The following is a 15292-nucleotide window of genomic DNA, read 5'->3' as shown; positions in this document are numbered from 1 at the left end:
TCCGATGGCGCTGACCTTCCCGCTCGATCTGCCGGCGCTCTTCGACGACCTGGCCGGTCTCTGGATCGAGACGCAGTTCGATCTGTCGGAGGCGGTCGAGACCAACGAGACCGGCGGCGGCGAGATCATCCGGGCCGACATCGGCCCGCGCCTCTGGAGCGGGTCAGTGACGATCGTTGCGCAGCGCCATTCGCTGGCCGAGCGGCTGCTGTCCCGGCTTCGGGTGCTGCAGGACGCGCGCGCCTCGTTTCTGGCATCGCCGGTCCACATGGACCCGGCCCCGGACGACAAGGCGGCCCAGATCCTGACCATGCGGGGCGGGCGAGAGCTGCGCCTCTCCGGGCTCGCCGCCGGCACCGTGCTGCACCGGGGCCGGTTCCTTTCCTTCACCTATGGCTCCGGACCCTCGAGGCGGGCGCTGCATCAGCTGGTGGAGCCGGCGGTGGCCGATGGCGGCGGCGCGACCGGCTGGTTCGAGGTGACGCCAGCCCTGCGGCCGGGCGTTGCCGCGGGCCTCGCCGTGGCCCTGCGCGCCCCTGTCTGCAAGGCGGTGATGCTGCCCGGCAGCCTCAGCCGCGCAACGCACCGCGCCATCGTCACTGACGCGGTGACCTTCGACTGGAGGCAGACCCTGCGATGACCCTCGCCTTCTGGCCCGCCGCCGCACAGGCGCACCTCGCCGCGCGCAAGGCCATCGCGCCGCGCCGGCTGCTCTGGCTCAAGATCAAGACGCTGGCGGGCGCGCCCTTCTCGGTCGGCTTCTGGACCGGGGACCAGGACGATACATTCGTCGTCGAGGGCGAGAGCCGGACCTACTACGGCGCCCAGGGCGGCCTGGCGTTGCCCGAGGCTCGTTCGAAGGTCGGCACCGGCATCCGCAGCAGCGAGGCCAAGCTGATGGTGACGCCCGAGGCCGAAGCGGTCTTGCGCGGCTACAATACGCGGTTCGGCACGGCGGAGGTGCACACCGCGCTCTATGACCCCGAGGGCGAGGTGCTGCTCGGCATCCGCCGCGACCTACGGGTCTCGATTGATGGCTCGCCGATCTCGACGCCGGCCATCGACGGGGGCGATGCCTCCATGGGGCTGAGGCTCGTCTCCAGTGCCCGCCGGGGCACCCTGACGCGCAACGGCAAGAAGAGCGACCAGTCGCAGCAGGAACGGCATCCGGGCGATCGCTTCCGGCGGTTCGGAGACCTGGGCGACACGGCCTCCGACGCCTGGGGGAAACGCTGATGGAGCGGCTGACGGACTGGCGGCCGCGACTTGCGGCGATGATCGAGGACGCGCGGCAGAGGCCCTTCGCCTATGGCCGCTGGGACTGCGCGCTCTTCGCCGCGGCGGCGATCGAGGCGATGACAGGCACCGACCTTGCCCGCGGCTTCCGCGGCTACCGCAGCCGGGCCGCAGGCCTGCGCGCGGCGCGGGCCAAGGGCTTTGAAGATCACGTCGGCCGCTTCGCCGATGTGCTGCCCGAGATCGCGCCGGTCGTAGCCGGGGCAGGGGACCTGGCCGTCCTCGAGAATACCGCCCTCGGCATCGTCCAGGGGCGGCTGATCTATGTGCCGGGCGCCGATGGGCTTGCCATGGCCGACCGCGCCACCATGACACGAGCGTTCCGCGTATGACCTTCGTCCTGATCCTGCTGGCCCTGCTGCTGAGCCCGGCGCCGGCCGCGGCCGATCCGGCCTCGGCGATCATCACCGCCTTCAGCCTCACGGGCTTCGCCGCCGCTGCGGTTCAGGTGGGGGTCGGCATCGGCATGTCGATGCTTGGCAATGCCCTGCAGCGGAAGGCGGCGAACAGCACCTCGGCCCCGGGCATCCGGACGCAGGTCTCGACGAAGGGCGGCACGACGCCGCAGTCCTTCATCCTCGGCACCTACGCCACACGGGGCAATCTGGTGGCGCCGTTCTATGCGACCGGCCATGCTGACAAGCTCGACAACGCCTACCGCTACGCCGTCTACGACGTCGGCGACCTGCCGGTGACGGCGCTTCGCCGGGTCTGGGTCAACGGCGACAGCTTCACCCCAGGCGACACTCTGCTCGGCGACCTGACTTCGGGCGAGGGTGCCCAGCCGGACCTTGACAGCCGCCCCGAATATGCTGGCAAGAACAACATTCTGACGAGTTTCGACCTTCCCGAGTTGCGCGTCTGGTTCTACCGCGGCACGCAGACCGCCGCCTCGCCGGTGCTCGTCGACCGCTTCAAGACCCACAAGGAGCGGCCCTGGACCGCCGACATGATCGGCCGGAACATCCCGTATGCCATCCTCGCCTACGAGGTGGACGATGATCTCTGGGCGGGTCAGCCGGAGCCGCTCTTCGAGATCGACGGCATCCCGCTTTACGATCCGCGCACCGGCACCGTGGCCTTTACCCGCAACCCGGCGGTGATGATCTGGAACCTGCTGCGCGGCATCGCCCTGCCGGGCGGGGGCACCTATGGCCTTGGGGTGCCCGAAGCCGATCTGCCGGCCGAGGTCTGGCATGCTGCGATGGATGCCTGCGACCAGGTCGTTGACGGCGCCCCGCGCTACCGGGCCGGCTACGAGGTCCACATGGCCACGCCCGAGGATGGCGGCGAGACGCCCCTCGATGTGATCGCCGAGCTGTCGACGACCTGCGCGGCCGAGGTGGCCGAGGTCGGCGGGTCCTGGATCATCCGGGTTGGCGAGCCGGGCCTTCCCGTCGCCTCGATCACCGACGAGGACATCCTGCGCAGCAAGCCGCAGGACCTCGATCCCTTCCGCGGCATGGCCGAGACCGTCAACGCTGTCCGCGCAACCTTCCCCGATCCCGCGCAGCAGTGGAACGCCAGCGAGGCGCCGCCGCGCTTTGACCTCGAGGCCGAGGCGGAGGACGGGCCGCGGCTGGTCGGCAGTCTCGACCTGGGCGCTTGCCCGTACCCGGACCAGGTGCAGCGCCTCATGGCCATGTGGCTCAAGGACGCCCGCCGCCAGCGCCGTCACACGATCACGCTGCCGCCCGAGTTCGGCTACCTTGTGCCGCTCGACACGATCACCTGGAGCAGCGCGCGCAACCTCTATGGCGCCAAGCTCTTCGAGATCGCCGAGGTGGCCCATGATCCGCAGACGCTGTGCGTGACGCTGGCGCTGCGGGAGGTCGATCCCGCGGACTACGATCCGAACATCACGCTGAAGCCGGCGGCGCCGCCCTCCTCGGAGGTGCGCCGTACCGCGCCGGTGGTGCTGCCGGGGCTCGTCGTCGATGCCGTGACCATCAAGGATCAGGCGGGGCGTAACCGGCGCCCCGGCATCCGCATCCGGTGGAGCGTGCCGCAGCCGGGGATCAAGTCGGTGCAGTACCGCTGGCGCGTCGCGCCGGACCAGATCATCGACAACGGTTCGACCGATGTGGTCGGCGCCGGCCAGACCCTGATCGACGGCCTGCTGCCCGATACCGAATACCTGGTGCAGGTTGGCGCGGCTAAGCGGGCAGTTGCCTGGTCCGGCTGGATCTCGGTGCGCACCGCCGCCGTGTTCCTGGAAGAGCGCGACCTCGCGACCACGATCCGGGAGAAGATCGACCTCGGGGCGGCGGGCGCTGTCGAGGCGCAGGCGCAATACGAGACGCTGCGGGACGATCTCGACGACGGCATGGAGGCCGCGCTCGCAGCGGCAGCGGCGGCCCGGCAGGAAGCCGAGAGCGCCAACTCGCAGGCGATCGTCGCCTATAACCGATCCGAGCAATCCGTCAGCACGGCGGCGCGGGGCGATACGCTGCTGCGGTCGCAGTTCATGCAGGCGGGCACGTACCAGGTCTACACCGACGTCGCCGGGCAGGTGACCGCCGCTGCGAATGCGGTCTATCCGATCGGTCAGACCCTGACGACGCGCAGCGCGGGCGGCAGCTACAGCGCGATCTTCTACGACAGCGACAGCGACGACTGGATCGGTCCCTCGGACCTCGACTACATCCGCGTCGAGATCGACTTCAGCCTCGTCAGCGGCAACCGCCACGGCAGCGGCGTCACGGTCATATGGACCACCACCGACGGCGACTTCGCGCCCTCGATCAGCTTCCTCTCCAAGGCGCAGCGGAAGGGGGCGCGCTACTTCTACAGCGCGGTCTTCAAGAAGCCCAAGGGCATCACCGGCACCTTCATCCGAAACCGGGTGTCGGTGCGGAACGGCTCTTCGGCCTTCGGAGAGGAGGTGCTGGATTCTGGCATCGCGCTGCACCGGGTCTCCGTCTTCACAGTGACCGACGAGGAGGTGGGGAACGGGCTGGTGAATGAGACGTTCACGGCTCACCTGCAGGAAAGCTACCTCACGAAGGTGGACACCGAGGGGGCGCTGAGCGCCATCCGCAGGGACCTCGGCACGGAGATCGACGACAAGGTCGGGGGCCTCGCCGCCAATATCTCCGAAGAGTACATCACTACGCAGAACAGCGAACTTGCGCTTGCTGGCCTGAAGCGCGAGATCAACGGCACTGTCGACGGTGTGCGCAACCGGGTCTCCACGACCGAGACAGCCATCGCGGACATCGACGGCGCCCTGAAGGCCGGGGTGATGTTCAGGGCGCAGTCGGGGGGCGAGGTGTCCCTTCTGGACCTGATGACGGCCCACGACCCGAACGGCAAATCCTACTCGGTTGCGAAGCTGTCGGCGGGGGACATCCTGCTCGGCGGCACGGTCTACTCGCGGCAGATGGTCATCACCGATCAGACCAACTACCTCGCCGGCTGCGACTTCGAGGAGATCGACGCGATCCCCTTCGACCTGGCGGGCAATGACCGCGCCTTCTGGGCCGCGGACTTCGTGCACAACGGCACCCACTCGCTGAAGATGCTGGGCGGTGCGCGCCTGTACCCGGCCGCGCATATCACCTGCAGCCCCGGCAACCGGTTCCGCCTGGTCTTCTGGGCGCGGCTGTCGTCCAACTTCGACGGTGGGGCCAACACGAAGGTCCGCTTCGGCGATCAGAATGGCAACCTGATCGCGGAGGTGGTCTTCGGCAATGGCCCGAAGGCAACCTGGTTCCGGCGCGAGTTCGAGCTGATCATCCCGGCGGGCGTTTCCAAGCTGCAGGTGGCCTTCTGGGCTGACGGCACCTCCGGCGCCGCCTGGCTCGACGAGATGGAGCTGCGCCGGATGACCGGCGGCGAGCTGCTCGTCGCGGGAACGCTGACGGCCGAGCTATTCGACGTGCTGAGCATGAACGTCGCTGGTCTCGCCGTCTTCGGCGGCGAGCTGAAGTCGAGCAACTTCCTCTCGGGAGTGCGGGGCTGGCGCATCGGTGCCGGCGGCAACGCCGAGTTCAACAAGCTGATCGTTCGCAACTCCATGACGCAGGGCGCCGTGTCGGACTATCTGGGCGAGACCCACCCGACCGTGATCACTTCGACGGGAGAAGGGGCGGCGACCATCTGGACGAGCCAAGTGTACGGACCCACGGACGATGGGTACGTCTACACGGCGCAGATCCTGTACGAGTCGCGAGAGGACTATCCGATCTCCCCTGATGAGCTGGTGCAGTACCGCCGCCGCCGCCCGGGTGCTGACTGGAGCAATTGGGTCGATATACGGCGTGAATCTCCCTCCTCTCTTTGGACGAAAGCCGGGTGCGTGGAGGTGATAGGGGAGCCGCTGGACGGCTGGCAGTTCCGGATCGTCGCGCAGCACCCGAACAACGCCAGCACGTCCTACCCCGGCAACGTTTTCCAGTTTCGGAACATACGGCTGACCATCAGTTCGGTGAGGGTGTGATGGAACGGATCGCCTATGTCGTCATGGATGGCGAGCATATCGCCCAGTCGGGGATCGGCCCTGTGCCGCCCGAGGGCTGGGAGCCTGCACCGCCCGAGGCGGAGCCGCTGGAGATCGACGCCTGGTGGCGCCCCGGCGGCGTTTGGGAGCGCCGCCCGACCTTTGCGGACCCGATCCAGGGCGAGGCCGACGACGGTGCCCTGGTATTGCACTGGGAGGGCCTGCCGGCCGGTGCCGCCGCAGAGGTCGACGACCTGAGCGCAGCCTACCAGATCGGCTGGTTCGTCGCCGATGCGGGCGGCTCAATCTTGCTCGAGATCACAGAGCCTGCGCGCTACCGCGTCACGCTGATAGGGCCGCGGGAGTATATCGCCAGATCGTGGGGGGTCAGCCATGAGGGTTGAACGGGATGCAGCGCGCGTCGCCGCTGCGGAAGCGCGCGCTGCCGTCGCGCGGCAGGAAGGACGCCGGGTCATCGTGAACGACGAGTGCCGCCGCCGCATCGTCGCCGTGGTCGATGAAGCCGCACAGCTGAACCTGGCCGGCGCTGCGGCCGGCGACCTTCTGACGGCCTCGCAGGTCATCGTCTACAAGGCCGGCCTCGCCTGGATTACCGCCATGCGCGGTGTTGCCGAGGCCATGAAAGAGCCGGGCGACAATCGCGACCCCAGCGATGACGCGCACTGGCCCGCCCCCTCGGCCGAGGTGGTCGCGCTCGCGGGGGCCTTCTGATGAGCGCCTACACCGCCGCCGCCGCCTGGTACGAGCTCGCCGAAGGGCTGCGCTACCGCGTCACCGTGCCACTGCGCTGGGAGATCGGCCGCGAGGGTGGGCCGGCTGTGACTGTGCCGCCGGGCTTCGTCTTCGACGTGTCGGTGCCGCGCGGCCTGCGCTGGATCGTGAGCCCGCGCGATGCCCGCTACCTCAAGGCCGCGGCGCTGCACGACTGGCTCCTCGAGGACGGCTGGGCCCGGGTCACCGCGGCAGCAGTATTCAACGAGGCGCTGGCCGCGGACGGGGTAGGGCGCCTGCGCCGGCTGGCGATGTGGCTGGCCGTCAGCCTTTGGAGGTGGAGCTGATGAACGATTGGATTGCCGGCCTGCTGAGCCGACTGCCGGACAACATGATCGCCCTGATCATCTCCGGCGCCGGCGGCGCCTTCGTGCGCTCGGTCTTCGCGGCCGAGGCGCATTGGAAGCGCCGGGCCGTGGAGGGGTCGGCCGGCGCCGTCTCGGCGATCTTCCTCGGCGGCGTGCTGGGCCATGTCATCGACGCCACCACCGGCGCCGGCGTCTATGCCTACCTCGCCGGCGGGTTCCTGATGGGCGAAGGCGGCATCACCGCCGTTCGGGCCCTGCGCAACCGTGTGCTTCCTCTGGAGGGTAAATGAATGACCGGCACGATCCTGATCCTGCACAACGTCACCTCGGTCCTCGCCATCGTCCTGTGCTGGTGGACGGCCCACCAGTTCGCGGTCTCGACGCCGCCGGGCAAGTTCATCGCCGCCACGCTCGGCGTGATCGGCATGTCGATCCTGGTCACTATGTTCGGTCGCAACTTCTCCGGCGCCTCCGAGGCGATGATCGTCGTCTCGAAGGGCGGGCTGGCGCTGTTCCTGGTCGGCCTCGCGATCCGCAATCACCGGCTCGGCAAGGACGATCCTGATCACCCGGGCCTCTATGACAGCCCGAGCTGGCGCCACCGCGCTGCCAATGCGGAGGCCAAGGTGCAGGCGCTCGCCCGGGCGGTGCAGAGCCCGGACCCGCAGCTTGCCAAGACCATGGCCGAAACCCTCAAAGCGCCGCGCCCCAAGCGGTAGCCGCTCGGCAGGCATCCCCCTTCGGGGGGCCGAAGGGCTGCAACCCTTCGACACGGGGCCATCGTGTGACTGCGACCCCGCCGACCTCGCATAGCTTCAGGCCGCCCCCTTCCCCACGTGAGGAGCGGCTCAATTGGAGCGATTCTACCCGACATGCAAACCGATATGTTCACGCTGTGTTCGACGGTCGAGCCGGTGGCTCCCTGGTTGGGCGGAAAGCGCAACCTGGCGCGCCGCCTGGTCTCGATGATCGACCAGATCCCGCACACCCTATACGCCGAGCCGTTCATCGGCATGGGCGGCATCTTCCTGCGCCGTCGGTCCCGGCCGCGGGCGGAGGTCATCAACGACATCAGCCGCGATATCGCTACGCTGTTCCGCATCCTGCAGCGGCACTATCCGCAGTTCCTCGAGGTGCTGCGGTTCCAGCTCACGACACGGGCGGAGTTCGAACGGCTGACGCGGGTCGATCCGACGACGCTCACGGACCTCGAGCGGGCCGCGCGATTCCTCTACCTGCAGCGCACCGCCTTCGGCGGGAAGGCGACGGGCCGGTCCTTCGGCATCGCCCGCGAACAGCCTGCACGGTTCAACCTGACGACGCTCGAACCGATGCTCGAGGACGTCCATGCCCGGCTGTCGGGTGTGCTGATCGAATGCCTGCCCTGGGCCGAGCTGCTGGAGCGCTATGACGGCGAAGGGGCGCTGTTCTACCTCGACCCGCCGTACTGGGGCGGCGAGGACGACTACGGCAAGGCGATCTTCGCGCGGGACGATTTCGCGAAGATCGCGGAAGCCCTGCGCGGCCTCAAGGGCCGCTTCATCCTCTCGATCAACGATGTCCCGGAGATCCGGGAGGTCTTTGCCGGCTTCGAGATGGAGGCGGTGCAGACCACCTACACGATTGCCAAGGGCGAGGCGCAGACAGAGCGCGCCGAGCTGATCATCCACGGCTGACCTGACTGTCTCAGCAGCTCCGGGCGCTTCCGACACATCGTCGGCGGCGCCCTTTTTCATGCGCAAAGGAGGCGCACCCATGACCGACCTCGAGTTCGACCGCTTCGACCGAGCCTTGCCGCTGATCCTCGCGCACGAGGGCGGCTACGTGAACGACCCGGCCGACCCCGGCGGCGCCACGAACAAGGGCATCACACAGAACACCTACACCGCCTGGCTGCGGATGCGGGACCGGCCCAGCCGGGACGTCCGCGCCATCAGCGATGCCGAGGTCGCGGCCATCTACCGGGAGCAATACTGGAACGTCGTGCAGGCCGATCGCCTGCCGGTGGGGCTGGCCTACTGCGTCTTCGACGCGGCGGTGAACAGCGGCCCGGCTCGCGCCGCGCGCTGGCTGCAGGAGGCGCTCGGCTTCAAGGGGCGCGAGGTCGACGGGGTGATCGGCGAGGTGACGCTCTCGGCCGCCAACGCCAGCCGCTCCAGCGAGGCATTGATCCGCGGCTTTTGCGACCGGCGCATGGCCTTCCTGCGACGGCTCAAGCATTGGCCCCGGTTCGGCCGAGGCTGGACCCGCCGCGTCGGCGAGGTGCGCGCGCAGGCTGTTGCCTGGGCCTCGATCGGCGAGCAGGCCGTCATCAAGCCGCAGCGCCAGGCCCCGGCCAACGAGAGCGCCAAGGGCATCGGCGAGGAGCGCGTCACCGCCTCGATCACGGACGCCCTGCAGAACCCTGCCGCGCTGACCGGCGCCGGCAGCGTGCTCGCCGGCGTGGCCACCGCGGCGCAGGGCGACGGGCCGGTGCAGTTCGCCTTCGCGGCCGTCCTGGTCATCGTGGCGATCGGGGCGATGGTCTACCTGCTGCGCCGGGCTCGGGCGTGAGCCCGCGCCTGATCCTCGCCTGCGCCCTCTTCGCCGGCGTCATCGCCGCGGCCGCGGCCCTATACCTCGCGGGCCGCGGCGACGCCGAGCGCAGCCGCGCCCTCGAGGACGCAACCGCTTACCGCCAGACCAGAGAAAGGATCGACGATGCGCTGCAGCACCCTCCTGCTGACGATGACGCTGTGCTCGAGCGGCTGCGACGTCACGCCGGCCAATGACGCCGCCGTGCGGGATGCCTCGGCCGAGCTGCGCCGCGCCCATGCCGGCGCGCTCTTAGACGACGGCGGGCCGCATAGCCGCCGCACGGGGGAGGCGCTGCTGACGGCGCTGTCCTGCGGCTGGGGCGAAACCCTCTGCGGTGGCGCCTCGGTGTTCAGGGCGTGGGTCGGGGGGAGGGCGGCTGAATGATTTGGTCCATCACTGCCCGCTCCGGCTACGTCGGGCTCCTAGGCGACCCGCGGGTCGACTTCAACGAGACCACCGGCTTCCATATCGGCAGCCTCAACGTCATCACGAGGGGGTAGGAAGATGCTACAGCAGATGGAAAAGATCGCGATCCTGGCCTCTCACATGCCCTTGGCACGAGCTGAAGCAGCGGTGTTTATCGCTTTGGCAGAGCGGCGCCCTTACTTCGTGCCCATGGAGGTGCTCATCGACAATATGGTGAGCGACGTGTCCGCAGACCCGAACGGTGCGATCCGCTCCAGCATCAAGCGCATGCGCAAGGTCTTGCCCGAGGGGATGGAGGTCGAATGCCGTTCCTGCATCGGCTACCGCCTCAAGACTCCAGAAGGCTGGGAGGTGCCGTGGAAGGGGATGAAGTCCTATTTAGATCAGGCGATTGCCTGAACCGTGCAGGCCTTTGGAGCTCTGCAAGTCTGCACTTGAGGGCGCCGGCCGAAAGGCTTGCGGCCTCTGGAATATTTGCGCTACGTTCCGCTCTTGTTCTCGCTAGAGGTGCGTCATGATAGTCCGAGTCGCCATCGCCGTTTCTACCGACGGCACCAGCTGCGCCCGCGCCGCGACTGAAGCGCTCGGCGATCACCCGGACGCTCTTGCGGCCGTGCGCGCCGCGATCGAGGGGCAGGGGCGGACCGTGGACCGCGCCGGCTGGCTCGACATCTACACCGAGCACTTGGGCGAGCCGCTGCCGCCGCTGGCATGAGCGAACCGCTCTTCGCGCCGGACTCCACTCATGCCGAGGTGCGATGCTGGCAGTGCGGGCATGAGGTCACGGTCAAGCCGAACGGTCTGCCGGCGGGCATTTCAGGCGCCGAGTTCGAGCGCCGGGCCCGGTGCCAAAAGTGCGGCACCGGCTGGCCGCATGTGAAGGTGTTCCCGGTCACCAGGAGCAAGTGGGGCATGTAGCAACTGAGGACCATGCGGTAGGATGGATGGTCGAACGCGGAGCACAACATCATGAGGCTGCTGAGATAGCCGCCTACACGAGATCGTCGATTGCCACATCCAGCGCATCGGCCAGCTTCCTCATCGTCTCGACCGAGCCGTTCCGCCGGCCGGCCTCGATGTCGGCAATCTGAACGCGATGCACCGCCGAAGCCTTTGCAAGCCCGGTCTGGGACAGGCCGCGCCATTCACGATGGACAGCCAGGGGGCTTTCCCCTGCGATCATTCGTTTCACAAGGTCGGCCGGCATGCCGGCCTCGGGTTCGCGAAGATGGGCAGCAACCGCCGCGTTGTCTTCCGCGTCCTCAGCGAGCGCAACAAGCCGGTCATACTCGGCCCGTTCGATTGTAATCATTTCGGTCATGGCCTCTCCTCTCAGTAGGCCCCGCCGCGCGGGGCGATCTTGATGATTTCGATCACCGTTCCGTCGATCATGATGACCCGCCAGTCACCGACCCGCAGACGGATGGCGTCCTGCCCCTGCAGCGCCTTGACATTGTTCGCCTGCGCCGCCGGGTCTGTCGCGTAGGCCTCGATCTTGACGATGATGCGCTGCGCCGTGTTGGCAGGCATCCTGCGAAGGGTCTTGCGAGCGGCGCCGGTGAAGGTGATCTGTTTCATAGGTCATATGTAGCGCATAGCTACATATAGCACAAGACAGTAGTAGCTCTCAGCTACAAATAACCTTCGTCGCGCTGGCGGTACCGCTGCGCGGCAGCTGGCTGGCCCGGAGAAGCTCGTCACGATCAACCGGGTCGCCGTCGCCGTTATTACCGACGTCACCAGCTGCGCTCGCGCCGCGACCGAGCCACTAGTTGATCACCTAAACGCTCTCGCGGCCGTGCGCGCCGCGATCGAGGGGCAGGGGCGGATCGTGGTCTGCGCCGACTGGCTCGAGATTTACAAAGAGCACCTGGGCGAGCCGCTGCTGCCGCTGGCATGAGCGAACCACTCTTTTCGACGGGCTCCACTCATGCCGCGGGGCGATGCTGGCAGTGCGGGCACGCGGCTACTGTTAAGCGTGGCGAGCTGCCGGGGGTATCTTAGGCCGATTTTTGAGAAGCGGGCGCGGTGCAGCGACTGCGGCACGTCTTGGCCGCACGTGAACGTCCTTCCGGTTCAGAAAAGCCGATGAAGTTCATAGCGGCCGCGGGATGTAGCACGGGAATGTCGAGCCGGCGCACAAAGCGACCGGCCATCGAATTCAGCTTATGCCCTGTAGCCGGTTGAACCAAATATTAAAAGACGTTCCTCATAGTCCTATCCTTCGATCGGCTCTCACTATCGCCACAGTGTGGGTCCGCAGCTTCAACGCACGGCGCGTCACACCAGGATGTCGCCGAGGCGCGCCAAGAGATGAGGAAAAGTACCTATGGAACACGGCAGCGGACGACACCGCCTTATAGGTGACCAGGGTGACGAGGTCATCCAGGGCACAGGCGATGATGAATACATTTCAGGCGGCCAAGGGAACGATACACTCATCGGTGGCGGAGGTGGGGACATCCTGATCGGCGGACGCGGCGACGACCGTCTCGTAGCAATTGCGACTGGTGGAGCTACGGGACTACACGGTCAGGATGGTAACGACACCATCATCGCTCGCAACGAGGGGCCGGGCGTCGTCCATATCCATGGAGGCGAAGGTAACGATCACATTATCGTTGATTTAACCAACAAGAGCGGCTCCTTAGGTGCTCATGTCTATGGCGGTCGTGGCAGTAATCGCTACAGTTTCATAAACACCTCTGCCGTTGATAGCCCGGTAGTGGGTCGCATCGACGACTTCGATTACTCACGTGATGTGATCTACGTCGAAGGAAGGCAAATCGATCTCCAAAATTTGCCTGACGGTTTGAGGATTGTTCACTACTTCAATCAGCAGTGGCTCAGCTTTAATGATAAGGCGCTCTACGCGCTCGAAGGTTCGCGCTACAGTGGTCACGAAGCGCATTTTCGCGAGATGCCAAACAATATATCAGAACTTGAAACTGTTAAGTTTGTAGATCAAAAGAACTTTGTGCCTTCCTATATGTTTAATGAGGCCGATCTAAACGTCATTGTACGGAGTTCCGGCCTGCCGTCGGTCAAAGGGACGGGCTTAAATGACTGGATCTCCGACGAGCTGGTGACGCGCAAGAATGCGAAGGGCGAACTAATCGTCGAAGCCGCGGCGGTAATCGGTGCGGGAGACGGCAATGACGTTGTCGATGCCGGCAAGGGCTCGGACACTGTCTATGGCGGCAATGGCCACGACATGCTGGCAGGGGGGCTAGACCAAGACCTACTGTTTGGTGAAGATGGTGACGATTTTCTTTTCGGCGGCAGTGAAAAGGACCGTCTTCTGGGTGGAAAAGGGATCGACAATTTGTACGGGGGCTTTGGCGCCGATCGCCTTTGGGGCGGACCAGACGATGACCGGCTGAATGGTGACAAAGGCAACGATCGCCTTTTTGGAGGCGATGGTGATGACGCTCTCGCCGGTCAAGACGGACGTGATGAGGTGTACGGCCAAGGCGGAAATGACCGCATCTTCGGAGGGAGTCACGACGACCGGCTAGACGGTGGGCGGGGCAATGACGAAGTTCGCGGTGGCGATGGCAACGATAGTCTCGAAGGCGGCATGGGTAACGATGCGATGTCAGGAGACCATGGCAATGATCGCTTGACTGGGAACACTGGAGATGACCGCCTCTACGGCGCGGTGGGTAATGATGTTCTCGCCGGGCAGAGCGGTAATGACAGGCTGTTCGGCGGGTTTGGTCAAGACGGCCTGTACGGCGGTCACGGCAATGACGTCATTGCAGGAGGGGCTGGAAGGGACGTGCTCCGTGGCGGATTCGGTCACGACATACTGAACGGCGGAGACGGAGAAGATGACCTTGCTGGCGGCGATGGCGACGATCAATTGATTGGCGGTTTCGGCAGTGACCTTCTGGTAGGCGGCCGAGGGAATGATGTGCTGGCCGGGCAAGACGGCGCCGACAAGATCCACGGCCAAGCTGGATCCGACCGCCTTTACGGGGCTAGCGGCGATGATCTTCTCAGTGGAGGCAGCGGTAACGATTATCTCGACGCGGGTGGCGGCGCCGATCTGCTCTTCGGGGGCGCTGGCCAAGACATATTCGCTTTCAAAGCGGGCGACCTGAAGGACTGGAATGTTCTTGAAGGTAACTTTTCGCAAAGGAGTAAGCAGATCGATCGGGTCGCGGACTTCGAGCTCGGCATAGATCGGATAGCCTTTGCTCAGTCGCTCGGCATTCAAAGTTCCGAAGACTTTTCTGCCTGGAAGGTGCGCCTGAACGGTGACCTTCACTTCATGCTTGCGGCCAGCAGTTCAGGTGGTCGCATACTCGTCGATGTAGCCGAGGGAACGTCTTGGCAGTCGTTCGTCGATCCGAGCAATTTCGTCTTTGGTTGAGGCTGCAGTGCCGAGCTGGCATATGAGAGTTGGACACCGACGAGAGAGCACCCAGGCAGCGACCCCTGCTTGTCGAAGCGGAGGTTCGGCATCCATGACTGAAGCCTCCCATCTACGGATGGGTGCCTGCTCTTTGCGCTCCGCAATTGAGGCCATTAAGCCCGACTGACGAAGGGAATTCTCAGGCGGGATACCGCGCTAGGTCAAAAATCTACCTGCAGCCTGTCACTCGGTGCATATTAAGCGTGCAGCGGCTTGAGCCACACGATTTTTTTAAACGACTGACGAACTAAGGTGGTTGTTGACGTGCTCCCCGTAGTGTCCCCGGTTTTTAGTTCGCTCTGTTCAGGGTTTGGTCCTCTACTGACCGTTGGTGATACTCCCACGGGGTGAGCCCGTCGAGGCTCGTGTGGGGGCGGTAATGGTTGTAGTCGTCGCGCCAGGCCGAGATAAGCTCCCGGGCGTGGCGCAGGTTGGCGAACAGGTGCTCGTTGAGGCACTCGTCGCGCAGTCGGCCATTGAAGCTCTCGACGAAGCCGTTCTGCATGGGCTTCCCAGGCGCGATGTAATGCCACTCGACCTTGCGATCCTCCTGCCATTTCAGAATGGCATTCGAGGTCAGCTCCGTGCCGTTGTCGCTGACCACCATGCATGGATAGCCGCGCACCCGAGCGATGCTGTCGAGCTCACGGCCAACGCGCTGCCCTGACAGCGAGGTGTCCACGACCGCGGCCAGGCATTCCCGGCTGTAGTCGTCAATGACGCAGAGCACCCGGAGCCGGCGCCCGTCCGACAGACTGTCTGAGACGAAGTCCAGGGACCATCGCTGGTTCGGCCCCTGCGGGATCGCCATCGGCGCCCTCGTTCCGATCGCGCGCTTGCGACCGCCACGCTTGCGCACTGTCAGGCCTACTTCACGGTAGATCCGGTAGAGTTTCTTCCAGTTCACCTGCCAGCCCTCTCGGCCCAGTAGGAGGTGTGACCTGCCCCCCGGAACGTCCCTCGGTTCAATGTAGAGTTTGCTTCATCCCGAAGGAGCAGACGACATGAGGAAAAGCCGCTTCACCGAGGCGC

General features: G+C 65.9%; 18 protein-coding genes and 1 pseudogene. 16 read left to right on the top strand and 3 right to left on the bottom strand.

The annotated features are described in order from the left end of the window. Positions 1-4 precede the first annotated feature (4 nt). The 15 genes from DFP88_RS15975 (at position 5) to DFP88_RS16925 (ending at position 10758) form a co-directional block, all read left to right on the top strand. Positions 5-640: a hypothetical protein gene (locus DFP88_RS15975; RefSeq protein WP_110815703.1), complete on the top strand. Its 636-nt coding sequence runs from the start codon at positions 5-7 to the stop codon at positions 638-640. Next, on the top strand, positions 637-1236 hold the full coding sequence (locus DFP88_RS15970; protein WP_110815702.1) for a hypothetical protein: 600 nt from the start codon (positions 637-639) through the stop codon (positions 1234-1236). Before DFP88_RS15975 ends, DFP88_RS15970 begins: the two co-directional genes overlap by 4 nt. After that, a complete protein-coding gene (locus tag DFP88_RS15965; protein ID WP_110815701.1) occupies positions 1236-1628 on the top strand; it encodes a DUF6950 family protein in 393 nt (130 codons plus the stop codon). The genes DFP88_RS15970 and DFP88_RS15965 overlap by 1 nt, the downstream gene beginning before the upstream one ends. Then, positions 1625-5737: a phage tail protein gene (locus tag DFP88_RS15960; RefSeq protein WP_110815700.1), complete on the top strand. Its 4113-nt coding sequence runs from the start codon at positions 1625-1627 to the stop codon at positions 5735-5737. The genes DFP88_RS15965 and DFP88_RS15960 overlap by 4 nt, the downstream gene beginning before the upstream one ends. Continuing rightward, positions 5737-6141: a hypothetical protein gene (locus DFP88_RS15955; protein WP_110815699.1), complete on the top strand. Its 405-nt coding sequence runs from the start codon at positions 5737-5739 to the stop codon at positions 6139-6141. The genes DFP88_RS15960 and DFP88_RS15955 overlap by 1 nt, the downstream gene beginning before the upstream one ends. Then, positions 6131-6469 carry a hypothetical protein gene (locus DFP88_RS15950; protein WP_146227540.1) on the top strand — a complete coding sequence of 113 codons (339 nt, stop codon included), beginning with the start codon at positions 6131-6133 and terminating at the stop codon, positions 6467-6469. Before DFP88_RS15955 ends, DFP88_RS15950 begins: the two co-directional genes overlap by 11 nt. After that, entirely contained in the window at positions 6469-6816 is a 348-nt protein-coding gene (locus tag DFP88_RS15945; protein ID WP_110815697.1) for a DUF1353 domain-containing protein, read from the top strand. Before DFP88_RS15950 ends, DFP88_RS15945 begins: the two co-directional genes overlap by 1 nt. Further along, positions 6816-7127, top strand: a complete 312-nt coding sequence (locus DFP88_RS15940) for a hypothetical protein (protein ID WP_110815696.1) — start codon at positions 6816-6818, stop codon at positions 7125-7127. The genes DFP88_RS15945 and DFP88_RS15940 overlap by 1 nt, the downstream gene beginning before the upstream one ends. Continuing rightward, positions 7128-7556: a hypothetical protein gene (locus DFP88_RS15935; protein ID WP_110815695.1), complete on the top strand. Its 429-nt coding sequence runs from the start codon at positions 7128-7130 to the stop codon at positions 7554-7556. A 153-nt stretch (positions 7557-7709) separates the two neighbouring features. Then, positions 7710-8513, top strand: a complete 804-nt coding sequence (locus DFP88_RS15930) for a DNA adenine methylase (protein WP_110815694.1) — start codon at positions 7710-7712, stop codon at positions 8511-8513. A gap of 79 nt (positions 8514-8592) precedes the next feature. Further along, positions 8593-9390, top strand: coding sequence for a glycoside hydrolase family 108 protein (locus tag DFP88_RS15925; protein ID WP_181418688.1), 798 nt, complete (start codon positions 8593-8595; stop codon positions 9388-9390). 147 nt (positions 9391-9537) lie between these two features. Next, complete coding sequence (locus tag DFP88_RS15920) at positions 9538-9798, top strand: hypothetical protein (protein ID WP_110815692.1); 261 nt, start codon at positions 9538-9540, stop codon at positions 9796-9798. A gap of 132 nt (positions 9799-9930) precedes the next feature. Then, positions 9931-10239, top strand: coding sequence for a helix-turn-helix domain-containing protein (locus DFP88_RS15915; RefSeq protein WP_181418687.1), 309 nt, complete (start codon positions 9931-9933; stop codon positions 10237-10239). A 115-nt stretch (positions 10240-10354) separates the two neighbouring features. After that, a complete protein-coding gene (locus DFP88_RS15910; protein ID WP_110815690.1) occupies positions 10355-10555 on the top strand; it encodes a hypothetical protein in 201 nt (66 codons plus the stop codon). Continuing rightward, positions 10552-10758, top strand: coding sequence for a hypothetical protein (locus DFP88_RS16925; RefSeq protein ID WP_146227538.1), 207 nt, complete (start codon positions 10552-10554; stop codon positions 10756-10758). The genes DFP88_RS15910 and DFP88_RS16925 overlap by 4 nt, the downstream gene beginning before the upstream one ends. Positions 10759-10831: 73 nt before the next feature. Here DFP88_RS16925 and DFP88_RS15905 read toward each other — a convergent pair whose 3' ends face one another. Together DFP88_RS15905 and DFP88_RS15900 are read right to left on the bottom strand one after the other, a co-directional pair. Next, the gene (locus DFP88_RS15905) at positions 10832-11161 is read right to left on the bottom strand and encodes a helix-turn-helix transcriptional regulator (protein ID WP_110815689.1); all 330 of its coding nucleotides are present in this window, start codon (positions 11159-11161) and stop codon (positions 10832-10834) included. A gap of 11 nt (positions 11162-11172) precedes the next feature. Continuing rightward, entirely contained in the window at positions 11173-11418 is a 246-nt protein-coding gene (locus DFP88_RS15900; protein WP_110815688.1) for a type II toxin-antitoxin system RelE family toxin, read from the bottom strand. Positions 11419-12169: 751 nt separating this feature from the next. Between DFP88_RS15900 and DFP88_RS15895 the strand changes: the two genes are divergently transcribed. After that, on the top strand, positions 12170-14218 hold the full coding sequence (locus tag DFP88_RS15895) for a calcium-binding protein (protein WP_110815687.1): 2049 nt from the start codon (positions 12170-12172) through the stop codon (positions 14216-14218). Between the two features lie 331 nt (positions 14219-14549). On the opposite strand, the pseudogene DFP88_RS15890 reads toward DFP88_RS15895, so the two are convergent. After that, a pseudogene (locus DFP88_RS15890) lies at positions 14550-15203 on the bottom strand (IS3 family transposase); the annotation flags it as partial. Positions 15204-15292 lie beyond the last annotated feature (89 nt).

Source organism: Pseudoroseicyclus aestuarii (genome assembly GCF_003217255.1).
Lineage (GTDB): Bacteria > Pseudomonadota > Alphaproteobacteria > Rhodobacterales > Rhodobacteraceae > Pseudoroseicyclus > Pseudoroseicyclus aestuarii.
Note: the sequence above shows the minus strand (reverse complement) of the source record. Positions and strands in the feature narration are given on the sequence as shown.